This window comes from Flavobacterium cerinum (genome assembly GCF_024496085.1).
Taxonomy (GTDB): domain Bacteria; phylum Bacteroidota; class Bacteroidia; order Flavobacteriales; family Flavobacteriaceae; genus Flavobacterium; species Flavobacterium cerinum_A.
In genome coordinates this window covers 3,138,442-3,159,207 of sequence record NZ_CP101751.1, presented here as the reverse complement: position 1 = coordinate 3,159,207, position 20,766 = coordinate 3,138,442, and the positions used below count along the sequence as shown (strand labels likewise).

The window sequence follows — 20,766 nt, the reverse complement described above, 5'->3', positions numbered from 1 at the left end:
CGTTATTGATGGATTAAATACTGGATATTGATCGCAGTCTGGTTGTAATTATGAATAGCATTACTGTAATTCAGACGAATATTAAGTGCCGTTTCGATGCTTTGCACGTATTCGACATATGAAATATCACCGTTTTGATAGGCTTTGGTCGCATTAGTACTGATCTTTTTAGCGTTGGGTAATGCGGTACTCTGATAATAATCAACTAAAGACTGAAATGTTTTTAACTCTTCAAATTGTTGTTGAAACTGACTTTTGAGCTGATTTTCCAGATAGGCGGCATTTTTCTGCTGCATTTCGATATTACTTTGAGCGGCTTTAGTTTTGGCAATTGTACTACCGGCAAACAAAGGGATCGCAATTCCGACAGAAAAAGTCTGAAAACGCAATGCATTGTCATAATTTACACTTTCGCCGTTGATTTCCTGATTTCCGGTAATGGACTGAATAGCGTAACCGGCTGTAAAATCAGGGAAGAAAGCGGATCTTTCTACTTTTTTTGCAGCTTCGGCAATCTCAATTTGTTTGGTAGCCAGTTGTAGGTTGCTGTTTTGTTTGAGCAAAGTACTGTCGGCAACAGCTAATGTAGTCATCGGAATAAATGACGTATCAGCGGGGTTAAAGTCGGTTTCCAGATTGATCAATGTTTTTACTTTTGATTTTTCAACCCATATTTTTGCCTCATTTTGTTTGATGAGCTGCTGTAATTCCTGTTGCTTGGCTATTGCAATTGTTTTTTCAAGTGAATTGCTTTCGCCGGTTTGGAATTTCAGGGAAGCCGAGCGGACAAATTTCTCCATCAATTGATTTTGCTGACCTAATAACTGGTTTTGTTTGGCGTAAAACAACATTGTATTCCAGGCCTGACGGATATTAAATGTGATGTCTTGTTTGGTGGCTTTTACCTTTAATTGCCCGGCAGCGTTATTCTCGTTTAGCCATTTCTTTTTGGCACCATATTGAAACGGATTAAAGCTTTGGGACACACCGAAATTTTTATCTTTTGCATTGGAGTTGATTTGTCCGAATGTACCGGATAATTCTGTTTTCGGAATTTCAAAAGCCGAACGGGTAAGTTGACTATGCATTTTACTTTCCAATTCAGAAGCTTGTATGCCGAGGTTGTTTTTCATTCCGGATTCAATAGCTTCTTTTAAAGTTAATTTGGTTTGCGATATTGAATCTAATGGATTGATAATTAAAGCTAAAAATGTTATTATATAAATAATAAATTTAGGTTTTAAATTGTCGGATTTTATTTGAAATATTGTTTTCATGATGCGTTATTTTCCGGTTTATCGGTGGTAGGGTTTGGTGTTCCTTTTTCAAAATAGAGATACAAAATAGGAAGCACAATTAAGGTAAGTAACGTAGCGGTTACAAGTCCGCCAATGACAACAGTCGCCAATGGTTTTTGCACTTCCGCTCCGGCACTTGTACTGATAGCCATCGGGAGAAATCCTAATGAAGCAACAGCTGCGGTCATAATTACAGGGCGTAAACGTACTTTTGTCCCTTCACGGATCCGGTCGTAAATATTGGCCATTCCTTCGGTCTTTAACTGATTAAAATAACCAATCAGTACGATACCGTTAAGAACTGCTACGCCAAACAGTGCGATAAAGCCTACACCGGCCGAAATACTAAACGGCATATCGCGTAGCCAAAGTGCAAAAACACCGCCAATTGCCGCCAGTGGAATGGCAGTAAAAATCAACAGTGATTGACGAACTGATTTAAAGGTAAAGTATAAGAGAACGAATATCATAGCTAGCGCTACCGGAACTGCTACTGCAAGTCTTTTATTTGCTTCTATCAGATTTTCAAACTGGCCGCCATAGGTAACATAATACCCGTCCGGAAGTGTAAGTTTGGCATCTAATTTTTGCTGAATTTTTTCTACTACCGATTTTACATCCGCACCGCGAACGTTGAAACCGACAACAATTCGGCGTTTACCATCTTCTCGGCTGATTTGCATCGGACCGTCTTCATAATTGATATCGGCTACCTGTTCCAATGGAATCTGATTTCCGGACGGTAAAGTGATGTATAAGGCTTTTAAATTGGAAATATCTTGTCGGCTGTCACCTTCTAACCGGACTACCAGATCAAAACGTTTTTCACCTTCGTATACCAATCCGGCAGCTTCACCGGCAAATCCCATACGGATTACTTTATTCAGATCACCGATTTTCAGACCGTATAAAGCCATTTTATCTTTGTTATAGCGTACTGTAATCTGTGGTAAACCGGCTACACGCTCCAGTTTCGCATCCGATACGCCTTGAATTCCCTGAATAAGTTGTAGGGTTTCATCACCTTTGCTGACTAACATATCAATGTCTTCACCAAAGATTTTAATAGCAACATCACTACGAACGCCCGTCATTAGCTCATTAAAACGCATTTGTATCGGTTGGGAAAATTCGGTGGTGGCACCCGGAATATCTTCCAGCGCTTTTTCCATTTTAGCCATTAATTCTTCTTTGGTTGTAGCCGAAGTCCACTCATCTTTATCCTTTAATAAAATAATCATATCACCGGCTTCAATCGGCATCGGATCAGTTGGGATTTCCGCACTACCGATTTTGGTGACAATCATTTTAATTTCAGGGAATTTGGCTTTTAAAATCTGCTCGGCTTTAGTTGTTGCTTCTACTTCCTGTGATAATGAACTTCCGGATGCAATGATCAAATGTGTAGCAATATCGCCTTCATCCAAAGTTGGAATAAATTCACCGCCCAGACTATTAAAAAGGAGTAGTGCCGCTATAAATAAAGCTACGGCTACGCCAATAACAGCGGCCTTGATTTGTAAGGCTTTTTCCAGAATCGGAGAATAGAAATTATATAATTTCTGTATGATGGTATCACTGATATTTTTCTTATGTCCGGTTTCTTTTTTCAATACTAGAGAACTCATCATCGGAACATAGGTTAACGATAGTACAAAAGCACCTAGAATGGCAAAGGAAACGGTTTGTGCCATTGGCCCGAACATTTTACCTTCAATGCCAACCAATGCGAGGATAGGAAGGTAAACAATCAGAATGATTATTTCACCAAAAGCGGCACTACTTCTGATTTTAGAAGCAGCTTCAAAAACTTCTTCATTCATCTGTTGCTTCGTCAGAATACCTTTACGACTAACCTGAAGTCTGTGGATAATCGCTTCCACAATAATAACGGCACCGTCGACAATAAGTCCGAAATCAATAGCACCGAGACTCATCAGGTTCCCGCTGACGCCAAATAAGCGCATCATTGAAATTGCAAAAAGGAGTGATAACGGGATAACGGAAGCCACGACTAATCCGGCACGCCAGTTTCCTAAAAGTAAAACCAGGATGAAAATTACAATTAAGGCACCTTCAATCAGGTTTTTTTCTACGGTAGAAATCGCTTTGTTTACTAATTGGGTTCGATCCATAAACGGTTCAATCGTAACCCCTTTTGGTAAGGACTTTTTGATTTGCTCCATTTTTTCTTTAACACGCGTCACTACTTCACCGCTGTTTTCGCCTTTTAGCATCATCACCATTCCGCTTACTTCTTCGCCTTTACCGTCTTTAGTTACGGCTCCGTAGCGAATACTGCTTCCGATGCGAACCTGAGCGACATCACGAATCAGAATAGGGATTCCGTTTTGATTTTTAACTACGATTTTATTGATATCGTCAATGCCGTTAACCATACCGATACCACGGATAAAATAGGCATATGGCTTTTTATCGATATAAGCACCCCCGGTATTTTCGTTGTTTACTTCTAAAGCATCGAAAATTTCGGATATGGTGGTGTTCATACTTTTTAGCTTATCAGGCTGAACGGCAATTTCATATTGTTTTAGATAGCCGCCTAATGTGTTTACTTCAGCTACACCTTTTGTTCCGATAAGCTGGGGTTTGATAATCCAGTCCTGTATCGTTCGTAGCTGAGTGGCATCATATTGCTTTTCGTATCCTTTTTCAGGAAATACAACATATTGGTAAATTTCACCCAAACCGGTACTTACCGGAGCCATTTCGGGAGATCCGACACCTTTTGGGATGCTGTTTTCGGCTTCTTTAAGACGTTCGGAAATTTGAGCACGTGCCCAGTAGATATCGGTGCTTTCTTCAAAAACAACCGTAACTACGCTTAGTCCGAACCGACTAATAGAGCGGAGTTCAACAATTTTTGGAATAGGTTTTACGGCCTGTTCTATCGGATAAGTGATAAATTGTTCGACCTCCTGTGTAGCCAGTGTAGGTGAACTGGTGATGATTTGTACCTGATTATTAGTAATATCGGGTAAAGCATCAATCGGAAGGGTATAGGCAGAGTAGCCTCCCACCGCAATAAGTATAAGTGTGAACAGTCCAACAATAAATTTATTGTTGATACTGAAATGAATGATTTTATCTAGCATGTTTCAGTATAATAGAAATAAGTACAAACAGGATATAATACCTGTATCGGGTAGCAATGCTACATGACATCTTAGCCCGGTTGGTGCCGGGAATCTATTATACTAATTGCGGGGGTTGCCAGATGCTACCATAGTAATCCGAATGGAATACGGATTGATAATTGGGCACCGGAGTTGTAATTTCGGAAGTGGCAGGCTGAAGCGTGAAAATAATTACCGGAGCGTAATTCATAATCTGAGCGCCACAACAATTGCAAACACAAAATGGCGAGCACATATCGCTTTGTTTTTCATGGGAATGATTCTCATGTTGCGCAGGTGTTTTGCTTTGTGTACGGAAATGGGTATGACCTGTCGCTGCATCAGCACAAGGTATGCCGGCTAGCAGGACAAAGTATAAGGATAATAAAATCGTTAACCATTTCATGACGGTAAAGATAGATTATTTTTTTATAGCTATGGAGTCATTTTAAGGTCTTTTTATCAATTATAAGGGAAAAACAGGATTTAAAGTGTTCGGAGTAAGTACGAAATACTAAAAAATAATACGTCATTTTGAGAGTAAAAGTTCCGGATTAAAAAAACAGGATTAGTAATAAAAATCTTTATTTTTGAGTAAGAATTTTAGAAATCCTATGGAACATCAGATTTTAGAACAGCTTTGGAAACGGACTTTATATCCTGATCAGGTAACGAAAGCTACTTGGAATGAAGAATTGGAAACCTTGTACCGATATGGTATCGGAATTGAAGGAGCAATGCAGTATCTTTTTTTTGAAAAACCTGATTTTGAACAATTTTATAAATGGGTTACAAGTCGGGAGGTAGTGCCGTTGACGGAAGATATAAATAGTACAGCAGATGTGTTAACCGAAGCCGATTTGTTATTTTGGGAAGAAAACGGTTATCTGGTATTGAAAAATGCTATTTCAGAAGAAGATTGTCAGGCTACGGTACAGGCGATCTGGACTTTTTTAGGATTACAACCGGAAGATCGCGATGGTTGGTACCGCCAGCATGAAGAACAGAGAGGTTTGATGCTGACTTTTTCGGATCATCCGATACTGAATAAAAACCGCAGCTCAGAACGTATCCGTAAAGCGTATGAACAATTATACCGATCGGATAAAATTTATAAAACAATCGATAAAGTAAGTTTTAATCCGCCGGAAACCGATTCGTATCACTTTTTAGGGAGTCCGTTGCATTGGGATGTCAGCCTGAAACAACCGATACCCTATGGAATACAAGGATTGTTATATCTGACGGATTGCGGACCGGAAGACGGAGCTTTTCATTGTGTCCCCGGTTTTCATCGTGAAATCGGAAATTGGATGGCGGGCTTAAAAGAAGGAGAAAATCCGAGAAATGTAGCATTGCAGACTTTAAAACCAATTCCGATAGTTGGTAATGCCGGTGATTTTGTGATATGGCATCAGGCATTGCCGCATTGTGCCAGCGCTAATCACGGAGCAGCACCGCGAATGGTACAATATCTGACCTATTTTCCGGAACAATATGAAACGGCAACGGAATGGATATGAGTATGGATGACAAAAAAGAACCGAAAACAGCGATTAGTTTTATAATAATTTTAACCTCGTTGAGTTCTTAAAACAATAAATTGCAATAGAAATTACAAAACCAAGCGCATATGAGCACGATTAAAATATTATGGGTGGATGACGAAATCGATTTGTTAAAGCCGCATATCTTATTTCTGGAGAAAAAAGGGTACAGTGTGACAACCTGTAACAACGGGCAGGATGCGATTGATATATTTGATGAAGAAAATTTTGATATCGTTTTTCTGGATGAAAATATGCCCGGTTTAAGTGGGTTGGAAACCTTATCGGAAATAAAAGAAAAGAAATCGGCAGTGCCGGTTATCATGATTACAAAGAGTGAGGAAGAATATATTATGGAGGAGGCGATCGGTTCTAAAATAGCCGATTATCTGATTAAGCCGGTAAATCCGAATCAGATTCTGTTGAGTTTGAAAAAGAATCTGGATCATTCGCGTCTGGTTTCTGAAAAAACAACAATGGATTATCAGAAGGAATTCCGAAAAATTGCGATGGATATGGCCATGGTTAATTCCTTTGAAGATTGGATTGATCTGTACAAAAGATTAGTATTCTGGGAAATGGAGTTGGAGAACATCGAAGATCAGAGTATGGTGGAAATTCTCGAAAGTCAGAAGCTGGAAGCGAATTCTCAGTTCGGAAAATTTATCGAAAAAAATTATCAGAATTGGTTTGATCCGAAAGCCGATGCACCGATTATGTCGCATCAGTTGTTTCGGGAATATGTTGTGCCGGAACTTCGTAAAAAAGAAGCACCGATTTTATTTGTAGTGATTGATAACCTACGTTATGATCAATGGAAAGCCTTTGAAAGCGTAGTGAATAATCATTATAAGTTGGAAAAAGAAGCGAGCTATTATTCGATTTTACCAACAGCAACGCAGTATGCCCGTAATGCGATATTTTCCGGATTATTACCGTTAGAAATGGAAAAAATGTATCCGCAATACTGGAAAAATGACATAGATGAAGGCGGTAAAAATTTATATGAAGGCGAGTTTTTGGCTGAGCAATTAAAACGTTTGCGAATCGACATTAAACAGGAATACTATAAGATCACGAACTTTAAAGACGGTAAAAAATTGGTTGACAACTTTAAAACGTTGAAAAATAACGATTTGACGACTATTGTTTATAATTTTGTAGATATGCTTTCACATGCGAAAACCGAAATGGACGTAGTAAAAGAATTGGCATCCAATGATAAAGCATATCGATCGTTAACATTAAGTTGGTTCCGAAACTCACCGTTATTGGAGATCATCCAGTTGGCGCAACAACAAGGATTTAAATTGATTCTGACAACCGATCACGGTACGATAAACTGTAAAAATCCGTCGAAAGTAATCGGTGATAAAAATACAAGTCTGAACCTGCGTTATAAAACCGGAAGAAGTCTTACTTATGAAGATAAAGATGTATATGCGGTAAAAGATCCGAAGAAAATCGGTTTGCCGGCGATCAATATGAGTAGTTCGTATATTTTTGCTAAAAACGATTTGTTTCTGGCGTATGTAAACAATTACAATCATTATGTAAGCTACTACAGGAATACCTATCAACACGGTGGAATATCATTGGAAGAAATGATTATTCCGTTGTTAATCTTCAATCCGAAATAAAATAGGAAGGGCTGAATAAGCCCTTTTTTTGTCTGAATTTGATGTAAGAAATTTTGTAATATAGTTTGGATAAAATAATTATATTTGTTCAATATGGATATCGCTATGCAAAGAACTTTCGCTCTGGAGGAAATCCGGGATGTAGCCCGACAAATACTGTCACAAAACTTAAAAAAGGTAGTTACGTTCCATGCTGAGATGGGTGTTGGTAAGACAACATTGATCAAAGCATTGGTGCAAGAACTTGGCGTACGCGATATGGCCAGTAGTCCGACTTTTTCCCTTGTTAATGAATATGAAGGGAATGAGGGAGAACGCATTTACCATTTTGATTTATACCGATTGAATAATGAAGAAGAGGCTTATGATATGGGAATCGACGAATATTTTTATTCAGGTGACTGGTGTTTTATCGAATGGCCGGAAAAAACACCCAATTTAATTCCGATTGATCATGCGGCTATACATATCAAATTACTTCCCGGAGGTAAGCGATTACTGGAACTTCGAAATTAGTAGGTAAGTCTTTCGTTTATAGCTCGTTTATCACAAAAAAAATTGTACATTAGTACAAATTATTGCGTAAAATCATGTCATTGACCCCATTTACCAGACAACAATTACTTCCACAAGAAGAAAAGTTAGAAATAGCCAAACAAAAGGGCGAGCTTTTTATCGGGATTCCAAAAGAAATTTCATATCAGGAACGAAGAATTTGTCTGACACCGGATGCGGTCAATTCGCTAACCTTTCACGGACATCGGGTTTTAATGGAATCCGGAGCGGGGGAGAGTTCCAGTTTTTCAGATAAAGAATACAGTGAGGCCGGTGCTGAAATTACGAAAGACCGAAAAAAGGTTTTTAGTTGCCCGATGATTCTAAAAGTAGAACCGCCTACGATTGATGAGATTCATATGATGAATCCGCAAACACTGGTGATTTCGGCGATTCAGCTAAAAACACAACGCAAAGCCTATTTTGAAGCGTTAGCCGAAAAAAGAGTAACCGCTTTGGCTTTTGAATTTATCAGAGACGAAGACGGTTCGTATCCGGCCGTAAAATCCCTTAGTGAAATTGCCGGTACCGCTTCAGTATTAATTGCTGCGGAACTGATGATTAATCAGTCATTCGGAAAAGGATTATTATTAGGGAATATTACCGGTGTACGTCCAACGGAAGTTGTAATCTTAGGAGCCGGAACGGTAGCGGAATATGCAGCCCGAACGGCCATCGGATTAGGAGCCAGTGTTAAAGTGTTTGATAACTCCATTACAAAATTAAGACGTTTACAGAATACGTTAAATCAGCGTATTTTCACTTCTACCATACAAGAAAAATCATTGTTGAAATCATTAATGCGTTGCGATGTGGCGATCGGATGTATGAAAGGGAAAAACCGGGCACCGATTATCGTATCGGAAACGATGGTTGAGAACATGAAACGCGGCGCTATCATTATTGATGTGAGTATTGATACCGGAGGTTGTTTTGAAACTTCGGAAATTACAACTCATGAAAAACCGACTTTTATCAAGCACAATGTCGTGCATTATTGCGTACCGAATATACCGTCGCGCTATTCTAAAACCGCTTCAATGTCGATCAGCAACATAATTACGCCTTTTTTATTACAGATTGCAGAAGATGGCGGAGTTGAAAGTGCGATCCGTTGTAATCGTTCGCTAAAGAACGGAATTTACTTTTACCACGGTATTTTAACGAACAGATCCATATCTGATTGGTTTTCGATTCCGTACCGCGATATAAATCTGATTGTTTTTTAGTACACGTTGTTTGGCTTAGCCCGAAACAAATAGTACTTTTGCAGCAAATTAAAAGATTATGAAATTCAAGTTCCGTCTGGCGTATTATTTATTTGGTTTATTATTAGGTTCGATGTTCCTGGCTTTTTTCTTTAAAGAGAAGAAAACGGAGTTTTGTTATTTACCGAATTGCCGTGTTTTAAAAGACCTGAGAAGTAAATCGATTTCGTATTCGGAGGCTACTACTGCTAAGTTTGCTGAAAAATGGGTATCATTAGAGGATATTAAAAAGACATTAGAGTTTGGCGATGTTGATTTTTCCAAAAGTAATGTTCCGATGGATAAAGGAAAATTATATATTGTGGAAGGGAAGAATGCTGCTAATGAGGATATTATAGTAGAGGTGATCAACTACAGCGACAGAGTTGTGGTAAAGGATGTAAAAAAAGAGCAATAATTTTATTGAAAAGACTTGTAAAATCAAATAACTTGCCTATATTTGCACCCGCAATCAGGAACAAGTTTACTGGTTGAAACATAAGGGCGATTAGCTCAGCTGGTTCAGAGCACCTCGTTTACACCGAGGGGGTCGGGGGTTCGAACCCCTCATCGCCCACCAAAAGAAAAAGCCCCGCAAGGAAATCCTTGCGGGGCTTTTTCTTTTGGAACAACATAGGTACAACAATTAGATGCACGAGGCCTAATAGAATGGGAAGTAACTTTTGGCTTCGCAGTGTTGGCCTTAAAACTTATTCTCGGATTTTGATTTTACGGATTCCAGACATATCCATAATCAGGCAGATGCAATAAATTATCCTTAACTGATCCGTCATGAGTTGTGCGGAGAAATTTCGGTGTTCCAGCAACAACAGTTACATCAGCACCAGCTGACCAAGATGCAGAACCGTAATTCCAAAGGTAAGTTTTGGCGGTATTACCACGAGTTTCTAAAAGCGCAACTACGTCAGCTTTTCTCATTTTTATTGCGTGCCTAATTGTGTATCCATCATTAGTAGAATTTCTTACACGTTCATGAACTGCATAATGTGTAATCTCACCTCCGTTTTTCCAAACTCCAGTAATTCTATACTCTGCCATGCCTTAGTTCTTTGGGGGATGAGGATCATTACCATAGCTATCCCTAGCTCTGATTTGACCATTTCTTCCATGAATTAATAATTCTGACTGCTGGTTCTTAGCGATGTTTCTACCAGCGTCAATCGCCTCTTGTTGTGTGTCGGTAATAACAGTTGCTTTAGTATTACCTTCACCTTTAACCTGCCATCCTCCGTCAGGATGCGGTGTAATGTGTTGATTTTTTCCCATGTTTTTGTTTTTTTAGGGATTAATCTCAATCTTTATATCGGCGTTGAGTTCCGGAAAAGAAATCGGCTTTAAAATTTGCAGAAATTGGAGAAATATTTATTTTTGCTCACTTATTATTGAGAACCTTCTTTTCAATGGTTCTCCAAATGTCCTGAAGGGTCAATTTTAGAACATTCATTAAAGCGGTATTGATAATGACAACTGTCATGCCAAAATATTGCTTTTATCTCATTTAATTGTAAAATATTTTATGATTTATTTAATGGTTTGATTGTCATAACATTAACATGTTTTGTTGTGTTTTAAGAAAATGCCATACAGACATATTTTTCTGTCAGTATGGCATTTTATATCTCGGCAAACTTATTTCATGTTCTTGCGGGTATGGCACACCCTGCTGACACGAGCATCTCGCTCGTGAATACAGTTTCTATACAAGCGAGATACTCGTGTCAGCGAGGGGATAAGACTAAAAATTGAATTTTGACTTTGAAAACTATAAGTGAATTAAAAACTACTTTTATGAATAAGATTACAAAAGAAAATCTAAAGATAAACCCTGATAATGAAAACGCTTTCCAAACGAAATTTGTCGTAAATGGACAATCTATTGAAATTTCACTAGACCCAGATGACGTTGAATTAGAGAAGACAATAAACTTGGTAAATAAAATAATTGGACAATTTGAACTTTACGAGTCAAAGGCAAAAAAAGTGATTATTCAAGAGTATTTAGAAAGCTATAACGACAATTGGAGAAATGAAGAAGATGACGAACCCGAGTTAGATGAACAAGCATTTAGCGAAAACTTGACGTTAAATAGCATAACATTTTTATCTGACACTTCTGTTGACTTTTTCTATTCTGAAAACGGAATGTTTGGAAATCACTATCTAATTGCTCAATCATTTGACGGAGAAAATTTTAATGATACAACAATGTACGGATAAAAAATACTGCCGCTATCAGCGGTTTTGAGAAATTTGAGGTATAGTCAAAATTTAAAGGCATTTTTATATATTTGGCTTCAGTTCTAACGGAATGGATCGGGAACAAAAATCTCCAACTTCTCAAAGCCGGCATGACGTTAGCGGCTATTTTAAGACGACCTTGAAACATATAATCTACATACTGACAATTACAATCGGACTTTTAAGCTGTAATAATCAACATAAACAAGTTGACAAGGTTACTATTGCTAATGCAGACACTAAGACTGTAAAGATTGATAATTCACAATATTATACACAACAAGACACCATTTTAATTGCTACCGAAATTAGTGATACTCTCAGATTTACTAAATCAGACTTCAATAAAATTGTAGACGAACATCCTGAATTATTTCAAGAATTCCCGGAACATCCTGACAAGCTTTATTATTGTTTTGTAAAAAGTGTTGACTTTGGAAGCGAACAAGGACAAGATGTTTACTATGCTTTATATGCATACTTTTTAAAACAAAAGAACGGTATCGCAAAGTATGCTCAACAAAGAAAGAACCTTATTGAAATATATTCAAGAATAAACTCTTTATTCGGGCATTTTCAATACGGAGGAACATACTTCGGACACCAACAGATTAGAATTTTAGGATACGCTGAGTATTCAGTTTACCTTTTCCCTAAGGAGAAAAATAAATTTGATAAAACGTATGATATAAATAAGCAAAAGGAACTTTATATAAAATCTTTAAGACAACTAATAGAAGACGAAAGTAAAATTGATTTTGAAACATTAGGAAAAGAAAAAGTTGAGCGAACCAAAAAACTAAATGAAATTGTTGACGAACTTGACAGTTTAATCACAGACAATTTTTATTTAAGGCGAACTCAGGAATTTCATTATAGAAATTACGAATATTATTGATTAAAAACAGCCACTAACACATGTTTTGCGTCTGGCGGGCTGATGTGCAAACTTGGTTTTTTTAGCTTTTAATAAACTTTAGTAATAAATTGAAACTTTTTACTTCGAAACCTGCCAAACACAAAGCCCTAAAACGGTTGTGGGCAATTTTGACAACCGAGAGAAATGAGGATAAATTTGAAATCAATATTTGGTAGTAAACCTACATCGTCAGAAAAATCATCAGCCGACAAGGAAGAAATTGAATATGACAAACACGTTGACTTTTATTATACAAACATTGTCAATTCAATTATTTTATACACATACGACACAGAGAAGTTAGACAAAATGGCTCCGATATTGATAGACCCATTGGCTGAGTTATATGAAGAGCTTGAACATGCTTTTACGCCAGTTTGTTTCGAGACAGTTTTCAGAATGGGACTAATTGAGGTCTCACTAAAAAACGAACTGCTAATGTTCAAGAAAGAGGTTGACGAAATTCCGACAGAAATTTGGGATTGGGAGTTTATTGACAATCACAAGACCTGGACTTCGATAAGGCAAAAATCAAATTTCTTACTTGACAAACTAGGCGTGACAAGTCGGAACTATAATGACAATTATACAAACCTTTATGATAATAAAGGGAACATAGTCCACAAAGGAAAAAACTGCTCTGCTGACGCGGGCATGAGTTTAGTTGCGCAAGTAGACAAAACGTAGCAGAAATAGAGAACTGAACAGTAATAAAATTAATCATAAACCTTAATCAGGATTATCATAAAAATTGACAGCGATGATTTTTTCAAGAAAATCTAAAATATTGGTAAAGAAAATAATCCTTTTCAAATTACTTTTTTTTACGGTTAGTTTTTATTCTCAAGAAACTGATGATGGAATCAAAAAAAAATCAGTTGAAAATTCTATTTTTGAACATGTAGAAATAAGCGGAATAGTATCGGATTTAGAACCGTTATCGAATGTTGTTGTATTGGAGAAAGGGAAAGGAAATTTTGTAATGACAGACAATAACGGAAAATTTACGATAAAAATTCCACTTAAAAATTTTAAAGACAAAGTCTTTCTGCGTTTCGAAGTATTAAATCTCAACCCTAAAGAGATCGAAATTCTTCCTAATACTAAATACATTAAAGCTCAACTAAACAACTATGACAATGTTTTGTCTAAAAAATGGAAAATTGAGTTTGTTTTTGAAAAACCTGACATAAGTAATTTGATTTTTAAGACCCTGGATTTTATCACTACGAAGCACTAACAGCGGTTTTTAAGTAATCGGGGTTTTAGGCAAAATTTAAAGCTAGTTTTTTATATTTGACTTCAGTCCTAACGGAATGGTTAGCGCAATTTATTAAAGCCGGCGGGACGTTATACGTTATTTAAACTAACAAAATGGAAAGAAAAGAACACAGAAATAAAATCGATATTGCACTTAAAGAAATCTTTATACCATTTTTACGTGAAAAAGGTTTTAAAGGTTCTCTTCCACATTTTAGAAGGCAACAATCAGACAGGATCAATCTATTAACTTTCCAACATAGTTTGTATGACACAAAATTTGTAGTTGAAATAGCGAACTGTGATCCAAACGGAATAACTACACATTGGGGGAAAGAAATACCAAAAAACAAAGTAACTGCACATGATGTGGTATATAGAATGCGGTTAGGAAGCGATAAACAAAATATAGATTACTGGTTTGATTATGGAAAAGAATCTTTATTCACAGATAATTATAAAAAAATTGCAAACGAAATTATAGAACTTTGGAATGACGCTGAAAAATGGTGGGAAGAAAATCCAATTGATTATGGGAAACTAAAATAATAAATGAAAGTACTACTGACACGAGCGAGACGCTCGTGTCAACGAAAGCAACCCCCCAAACCGTTAGCACCAATTCTAAAAACGACAGTAATGAACAAAATACTAACAACATTCATTTTGATAATTTATAGCTTGACAATTTTTGCTCAAGACAAAATCACCGATGAGTTAAAGGCCTTATCAGAAAACAAACAGTATGACAAGATAATTGAACAACACGCCTCAAAATCTAAGGACTATTCCGCAGGATCCCTGTATTATATTGGACTTGCTTACTATATGAAAGAAGATGACAACAATTGCATCAAGTTTATGGACTTGTCAATAAACAAAAACAGTAAAGACCCAGCACCACATTACATAAAGGCTTCGACATTGAACTATATGGGAAAATACAACGATGCTATAAAGTGTTTTCAAACAGCAATAAATCTAAAGCCAGACGATGCAGAGTTTTATAGCGGACTTGGAGATTCCTACTACCAACTTGAAAAGCAAGACCTGGCACTTGAAAGCTATAAAAAGGCAACTGAACAAAATGAATGTCCTGACAGACCATATTCAATGATAGCACAAATTTATTCTGACTTAAAACAGAGTGACAAAGCATTAGAAGCATTTTACACGGCAAAATCAAAAATCTCTAAAAAATCAAACTCATATATAAATGTCTTGTTTAACATTGGGCTACTTGAATCTTTAAAAGGAAACTATGATAAAGCAGAACCGGCATTTGTTGAACTTATTCAATTAGACCCGACGGACTATCATTCTTACGCAAAACTTATTCAAATCTACTATCACAGAAAAGAGTATGACAAGGCAAAGCCATACAAAGACAAATTATATGATGCTCATAAAAAAGGATTACTAAAAGACAATTTAGAAGATATGTTTTGTTATGATCAATTTAAGTGGAAAGACAAGTTAATTCAGGCATACGAGAGGTATGAAGAAGGAGATAAAAGCAATATTTACAACAAACACTTGTTTTATGTAGTAAATCCAGATGAAAAAATTGAATTTAGAATACAGACAGAATATTCGCCTATTTCAGTGGAACAAGGAGGAGTCAAATATCTTCTCTGTATGAGCAAAGACGGTGAACATTCAACTTTCAATATCGGTTTTAACGACAATTTAAAATATGATGACTTGAAGAAATCTGTAATTGACCTACTTGAGGGAAAAGTTAAACCGACAGTGACATCAAAACCGACTAAGAAATAAAAATATCACTGTTAGCACATGTTTTACGTCTGGCGGGGTGACTTACAAACTTGGAGTTTTGTACTTCTATTCTAGGTCAGTGCAGGTTGACCTTTTTTCTGAAATCCAGCACTGCATTAAACTCCAAACGGTAGCAGAAAGCTCCCAAAACGACATCTGATATGACATCGAAATTATACTACGGAAACATTTTAATTGGAAATATCACTAATGCAGAAAGAGATTTTCCAAACCTTTGTGGTCTTTTTAATTTATTATTAAAACCAACAAATTCAATTTCCTACCAAATAATTGAATACATAAAATTCTCATCTGAATTAACGGAATTTTATCTAAATACTTCCGAAATTGATCAAACTAAAGAAAGTATACTTTTAAAGAAAGAGAGCTTATTTGAGAATTTAATAAATTCAAATGAGTGGAAGTTAGTTGAGTTAAATGGAAAAGAAACCAAAATTCTTATACCCACTTTTGACAAAACTGGAATGATAAATTATAGGTTTAATATATGATTGAAAGAAATAGGATAGCAGTTAACAGTGGTTTTGTAAAATTGAGATTTTAAGCAATATTAAAAAGGCCATTTTATATATTTGACTTCAGTCCTAACGGAATAGTTCGAGTACAAAAATATCCAAAACCATAAAATAACAGAATGTAAGCTGTAAGATAAAATCTACAAAATAGAATCATGAAGAAAAGCATAATATTTTTTATGTTAGTTATTGTCTCTGCTATGGGAACAACACATTTTATAAAATCGAATGACGACAAATTAAAACCACTTAGAAAAGCCAATGTTGTTCAAAATGATTCTTTTGAAAAAGGTGAAAAACTCTTCATTAAAAATTGCGCTTCTTGTCATTATATCGGAATGGATAAAGTGATGACCGCACCTGCATTAGGAGGCATAACAAAAAGAAGGAAAAAAAACTGGCTATATAAATACACCCGAAATCCACACCAAATGTTCAAGCTTGGTGATAGTATTGCAGTTAATTTAAGAGAAGAAGGATGGGGACTAATGCCTTCTTTTATAAATTTAACCACTTATGAATTAGATGCCATTTATTATTTTATTGAAGAACGATTTGAAATGTCAAAAAAAGGTATTCCTGTAAAAACATACTAATTACGGCCAACAGCAGTTTTGCAAAATTGTTATTTGGCAACAAGTCACAGCAAATGAAATATGCACTCATTCCGTATATCGCTTTAGGACTGGTTTTGTCGTTAACAATTTTATTGGTATTGGAACATAGATAAAGAAATCAAAGATTGGGGAATGACTTGTAACGGCGCTACTTTTTTCCTATTTTCGTTTTAATTCAACTGGGCTAATTCAGTTTCAACAGTTATAAAGTTACAGGATGGTAATCCTACTATTTTAAAGACTTATGGATAAAATAAAAGCATTTTTGTTGCACTTAATTCAAAAAGATTGGGTCAGTTTTAATAAAATTGACAACGGATTAAAACAATCGGAATTATATAATGAGATTTTAGATGATTTTAAAAAGTTAGTTCAAATTGAAGCAGAAAACGAAAATTTCAATTTTAGTGAACTCTATAAATTAATAAAATCGTACAAAAATGAGATTTCGGAATTACCGTTTATGGGGAAATTCTATAGTTTAGTCAATCCAATGTTATTGACCGGCCAACTAACAAAAATTGCAGAAGAAATAGAATTTCATCTTGAAAAAGACAACCTTAAAGAGGCTGTTTGCGATTGCGAAATAAAATATAAATACAATCAAATCCCTGATGTAACGCATTTGGATAAAGTAGGCTTCGGCTGTGACGGCTATTATAATTACATAATTTATGAATGCTCAAAGTGTAGTTTTAAATGGAGTTCGTATAAAAGTGACGATTCCGCCGGAAATACAGTATTTGAAAAATGGAATGAAAAAGAGTTCCCCGATAATAAAAGAAACTGTAACTAACTATATCAATATACAATAGCTGGTTTTTTTTAAGAGAATATCAAGTGCTTTGGATTACTTTTTCTTAAATTAGAGCTACTACACAAAGCCGCGAACATAGTGTACATTTATAACGTGATGAATATAAGCGAACGAAAACCAATATGGATAGCGCTATCGGAGTTCTATCTTGATACCGAACTTGAACAAAAAGATTTTAAACGAATTGCTTTAAAAATGATAGAAAGTCCGTTTAGTCTGGAAGAAATAAAAAATATCAACAAATATGAAGTTTTTCCGGTTTTACAAGCTAATTTATCAAACATAGCAGGTGAATGGGCAGGATTTGATGAAAAGTGGCTGGAAGAAAGCATTGTAAAATCGATAGAAAAAAGAAATTATTTTAGAAAATTAAGTATTGAATTCTCTTATTTTATAAATAGCTGGATGTGTAAAAAGCATTGGATTAATACGGAAAAGGAATATAAAAAAATAAAAACGACAGCGGTTTTAAGAAATTGAGATTGAATGTATTTTTCTATATTTGATTTCTGTCGTGATGGAAAGGTTAGGGATAAAGAAACAACTTCTTAAAGCTAAAGAGACGTAAGTAGCAAATTTATCAAGACAATAACTATTTCATAAATAATGAATTCTAAATGTAAAATGTTGCTACGAATTATTAATCTCTTATTACTTCTTTTATTTTCAGAGTCATTATTTTCTCAAGAAAGCTATGATGGATATATATTATGTATCGATAATTCAAGTCAAGGGTTAAAAGAAATAAATGAGTACTATTATATTCCTATTGATTATATGAAAATCAGTGTTCATTTTAATAAAGAAAATGTAGAAGTTGAAGATGACGAGTTAGAATTAAAAATTAGAACTTCAAATGGCTTAAAATTTTACAAATATCCTTTTTCTTTTAAAAATGAAAAATGTATTGAAACAAAAGAAAAAGACCTGGACTATTATTTTAATACTAACTTTAGACTGGTTTATTTTCATTATCAAGATGATGGTAATCTAAATGAAACTGATAAAAAATACTTTTTAAAAAAAATAAAGCATAACAAATATTATTTAGGTAGAATTAAGTTTAAAGGTTGTAAGCTAATTGATAAAGATTACAAAAAAGAATTTAAGGTTTTGAAAATATTTGTTAATGAAATTCAAGAAATTGTACCACCAAATGATTCTGAAAAACAGCAACTTATCAAATATATTATGAATATATATTCTAAATAGCTCATAACTTACCATTTATAAATGTTACCGCTAAAAACGGTTTTACATATCACCGTTTCACTAAGCTGTTTAGAACCACACCATATAAAAAAATGACCGACAAGGAACTACAAGAAATTTTAAAAGAGAAAATAGAACAGGATGACTGTTTTAATAAAGACATTCAAAAGATTCTATTAGACTTTAAGGATTCAGGAGGAGAACAGGAAACCGCTAAAAAACTTGTGGAACAATTAGCCATCGACTTTTCAAATGATGAAACTTTACGGGACAACGCCTATGATATACTTGACATTGTTACAGGTTGGTGTAGTCCGGACATGAGAGTATGGGACAAACTAATAACTGAAAGTATCACAGACGGACTTCGAATTGAAGATGACGAAACAGGAGTACTGTTTAATCAATATTCCTTTTGTGAATTTGTAAAGCATATCATGGTCAACTATGGAAAGATAGACTATGATTTAGCAACTGAAAAACTAAATAATTCCTACCTGATAAAAGTACCCAGAACAATTTCTGACGTTGAATTTATTACCCACGAATTAGAGTTTCATTGGGCTATGTTGTTAGTCCACGGTGATATGTACTGGACAAAAGGTATTCCATGTAACTTTAACAACTTTAAAGAGGAATATTTCACCTGGGCAACCGAGGTGAAACAAAAATATAACCTGAAAGAACCGTATACGTATTATGACAAATAATAAAGACAATTATTCAATCCATGCAAGTAAGTTGGAAAAGGAAATTTTAAAACGAACTTCCTTTATGAATAATGCAAAATGGTTTAAATTATTTTCAGAAATTGAAAATGAAAACATAAAAATCCATTCGGCATACATTAAATTCCTATTAACCGACAGAAAGTATAAATTCCATTTTGGCGGATTTGATGAAACAGGTTTTGGTGATGTAAGCGAATTAGGACCATTTAAGTTCAAAGAAATAGAGTGGCTATTGATTCCTGACAAATATGAAACAGAACGTTGGAACAGAAATGAAAAATTAACCTCTGAAATTATTGATCAACCATTAGATACACTTGAAAAAATAATAAACCTTTTGGGTCAATTTGAGTATGATAGAACAGAAGACGGACTAAAAATTTACGGATATAAATAGAGGTACGATAATCAAAAACAAGGCTGACAACAAAAGTTTACCTTTATAGCAACGTCAAATATTATATACAAATTAAAAAATGACAGCAAAAGACTTATTATATAAAATTTTAGACTATCAATATTTGTGGTCACTTCCTCAAAATAAAAATAGTAAACCGGCAAACCTCAGATTAGAGCAAATAGAAGCATTACTTGATGCATTCGGACTTACAAAAAAGTATGTAAATCCGCTTGTTCAAATAAAATATTCCATTGTAGGTGACAAGGAAAGTCTGGACAGAGCAAGACATCTGAATAAATTGACCAATCTTGATTATGTATTAAAAGGTGAATTCCTTCATGACCGGGAAGAAAATGGAAATGCAGTACTCTCTGAAAAAATCAGAGAAACTATAATTTTACTGTATCCGTTTATGAAAGAGGATATTAATGAAAGACCTGTAAACATAAGTTGGTTGTATAATAATTTGTTCCTTTTTAGAAAAGAGGTTTATAAACTGATTTATCCGAACGAAGGGATGTTAGAAGGTTTTTCAGCCGGTCTGCATTATAGTTTTTATCTGCAAAACAACTTAAAAAAACTTATTAAGGACAACTTAAATGAAATAGACGAAACGCTTTGGCTTATCCTGGATCCTGCTAAACGTGATATCGAAATGAATACTTTGGTAAGTCAATACAAATATGTTGATCACGATTTCAGAAAAATAGATTTTGACTGGCAGATGGAAAATTACTAATCTGTGCAATCCGGTTTTACACTTGGCGGACAGAAGTGTAAGTTTGGGAGTTCAGGGCAATTATATATGTTTG

General features: G+C 35.2%; 22 protein-coding genes, 1 tRNA gene and 1 pseudogene. 20 read left to right on the top strand and 4 right to left on the bottom strand.

Features of this window, described 5'->3' with window-relative positions:
• Positions 1-2 precede the first annotated feature (2 nt).
• A pseudogene (locus tag NOX80_RS14175) lies at positions 3-4,414 on the bottom strand (CusA/CzcA family heavy metal efflux RND transporter).
• A gap of 97 nt (positions 4,415-4,511) precedes the next feature.
• Positions 4,512-4,841, bottom strand: coding sequence for a DUF6660 family protein (locus tag NOX80_RS14170; protein WP_256550454.1), 330 nt, complete (start codon positions 4,839-4,841; stop codon positions 4,512-4,514).
• Between the two features lie 184 nt (positions 4,842-5,025).
• Between NOX80_RS14170 and NOX80_RS14165 the strand changes: the two genes are divergently transcribed.
• The 6 genes from NOX80_RS14165 (at position 5,026) to NOX80_RS14140 (ending at position 10,004) form a co-directional block, all read left to right on the top strand.
• Positions 5,026-5,958 carry a phytanoyl-CoA dioxygenase family protein gene (locus NOX80_RS14165; protein ID WP_256550453.1) on the top strand — a complete coding sequence of 311 codons (933 nt, stop codon included), beginning with the start codon at positions 5,026-5,028 and terminating at the stop codon, positions 5,956-5,958.
• A 110-nt stretch (positions 5,959-6,068) separates the two neighbouring features.
• Entirely contained in the window at positions 6,069-7,622 is a 1,554-nt protein-coding gene (porX, locus tag NOX80_RS14160; protein ID WP_256550452.1) for a T9SS response regulator signal transducer PorX, read from the top strand.
• A 105-nt stretch (positions 7,623-7,727) separates the two neighbouring features.
• Positions 7,728-8,138: a tRNA (adenosine(37)-N6)-threonylcarbamoyltransferase complex ATPase subunit type 1 TsaE gene (gene tsaE, locus NOX80_RS14155; protein WP_256550451.1), complete on the top strand. Its 411-nt coding sequence runs from the start codon at positions 7,728-7,730 to the stop codon at positions 8,136-8,138.
• Positions 8,139-8,212: 74 nt separating this feature from the next.
• Positions 8,213-9,406 (top strand): alanine dehydrogenase, encoded by a 1,194-nt coding sequence (locus NOX80_RS14150; RefSeq protein WP_256550450.1) that lies wholly within the window; start codon positions 8,213-8,215, stop codon positions 9,404-9,406.
• Between the two features lie 58 nt (positions 9,407-9,464).
• Complete coding sequence (locus tag NOX80_RS14145) at positions 9,465-9,842, top strand: DUF4258 domain-containing protein (RefSeq protein WP_256550449.1); 378 nt, start codon at positions 9,465-9,467, stop codon at positions 9,840-9,842.
• 84 nt (positions 9,843-9,926) lie between these two features.
• Positions 9,927-10,004: transfer RNA gene (locus tag NOX80_RS14140), tRNA-Val, on the top strand.
• A 149-nt stretch (positions 10,005-10,153) separates the two neighbouring features.
• Here NOX80_RS14140 and NOX80_RS14135 read toward each other — a convergent pair.
• The gene (locus NOX80_RS14135; protein ID WP_256550448.1) at positions 10,154-10,483 is read right to left on the bottom strand and encodes a DUF3892 domain-containing protein; all 330 of its coding nucleotides are present in this window, start codon (positions 10,481-10,483) and stop codon (positions 10,154-10,156) included.
• Positions 10,484-10,486: 3 nt separating this feature from the next.
• A complete protein-coding gene (locus NOX80_RS14130) occupies positions 10,487-10,711 on the bottom strand; it encodes a DUF2188 domain-containing protein (protein WP_256550447.1) in 225 nt (74 codons plus the stop codon).
• A gap of 522 nt (positions 10,712-11,233) precedes the next feature.
• Here NOX80_RS14130 and NOX80_RS14125 point away from each other — a divergent pair.
• The 14 genes from NOX80_RS14125 (at position 11,234) to NOX80_RS14060 (ending at position 20,693) form a co-directional block, all read left to right on the top strand.
• Complete coding sequence (locus tag NOX80_RS14125) at positions 11,234-11,662, top strand: DUF2262 domain-containing protein (protein WP_256550446.1); 429 nt, start codon at positions 11,234-11,236, stop codon at positions 11,660-11,662.
• A 91-nt stretch (positions 11,663-11,753) separates the two neighbouring features.
• On the top strand, positions 11,754-12,581 hold the full coding sequence (locus tag NOX80_RS14120) for a hypothetical protein (protein WP_256550445.1): 828 nt from the start codon (positions 11,754-11,756) through the stop codon (positions 12,579-12,581).
• 177 nt (positions 12,582-12,758) lie between these two features.
• Positions 12,759-13,289: a hypothetical protein gene (locus NOX80_RS14115; RefSeq protein ID WP_256550444.1), complete on the top strand. Its 531-nt coding sequence runs from the start codon at positions 12,759-12,761 to the stop codon at positions 13,287-13,289.
• 73 nt (positions 13,290-13,362) lie between these two features.
• Positions 13,363-13,842 carry a carboxypeptidase-like regulatory domain-containing protein gene (locus tag NOX80_RS14110; RefSeq protein ID WP_256550443.1) on the top strand — a complete coding sequence of 160 codons (480 nt, stop codon included), beginning with the start codon at positions 13,363-13,365 and terminating at the stop codon, positions 13,840-13,842.
• 134 nt (positions 13,843-13,976) lie between these two features.
• The gene (locus tag NOX80_RS14105; RefSeq protein ID WP_256550442.1) at positions 13,977-14,411 is read left to right on the top strand and encodes a DUF4304 domain-containing protein; all 435 of its coding nucleotides are present in this window, start codon (positions 13,977-13,979) and stop codon (positions 14,409-14,411) included.
• A 90-nt stretch (positions 14,412-14,501) separates the two neighbouring features.
• Positions 14,502-15,641, top strand: coding sequence for a tetratricopeptide repeat protein (locus NOX80_RS14100; protein ID WP_256550441.1), 1,140 nt, complete (start codon positions 14,502-14,504; stop codon positions 15,639-15,641).
• A gap of 161 nt (positions 15,642-15,802) precedes the next feature.
• A complete protein-coding gene (locus NOX80_RS14095; RefSeq protein WP_256550440.1) occupies positions 15,803-16,153 on the top strand; it encodes a hypothetical protein in 351 nt (116 codons plus the stop codon).
• Between the two features lie 179 nt (positions 16,154-16,332).
• Entirely contained in the window at positions 16,333-16,773 is a 441-nt protein-coding gene (locus NOX80_RS14090) for a c-type cytochrome (RefSeq protein WP_256550439.1), read from the top strand.
• A 265-nt stretch (positions 16,774-17,038) separates the two neighbouring features.
• Entirely contained in the window at positions 17,039-17,590 is a 552-nt protein-coding gene (locus tag NOX80_RS14085) for a hypothetical protein (protein WP_256550438.1), read from the top strand.
• Between the two features lie 117 nt (positions 17,591-17,707).
• The gene (locus tag NOX80_RS14080) at positions 17,708-18,091 is read left to right on the top strand and encodes a DUF7079 family protein (RefSeq protein ID WP_256550437.1); all 384 of its coding nucleotides are present in this window, start codon (positions 17,708-17,710) and stop codon (positions 18,089-18,091) included.
• 126 nt (positions 18,092-18,217) lie between these two features.
• Positions 18,218-18,823, top strand: a complete 606-nt coding sequence (locus NOX80_RS14075) for a hypothetical protein (protein ID WP_256550436.1) — start codon at positions 18,218-18,220, stop codon at positions 18,821-18,823.
• A gap of 92 nt (positions 18,824-18,915) precedes the next feature.
• Positions 18,916-19,533, top strand: a complete 618-nt coding sequence (locus NOX80_RS14070) for a hypothetical protein (RefSeq protein WP_256550435.1) — start codon at positions 18,916-18,918, stop codon at positions 19,531-19,533.
• On the top strand, positions 19,523-19,951 hold the full coding sequence (locus NOX80_RS14065) for a DUF6678 family protein (protein ID WP_256550434.1): 429 nt from the start codon (positions 19,523-19,525) through the stop codon (positions 19,949-19,951). Before NOX80_RS14070 ends, NOX80_RS14065 begins: the two co-directional genes overlap by 11 nt.
• Positions 19,952-20,030: 79 nt before the next feature.
• Positions 20,031-20,693 (top strand): hypothetical protein, encoded by a 663-nt coding sequence (locus NOX80_RS14060; RefSeq protein ID WP_256550433.1) that lies wholly within the window; start codon positions 20,031-20,033, stop codon positions 20,691-20,693.
• Positions 20,694-20,766 lie beyond the last annotated feature (73 nt).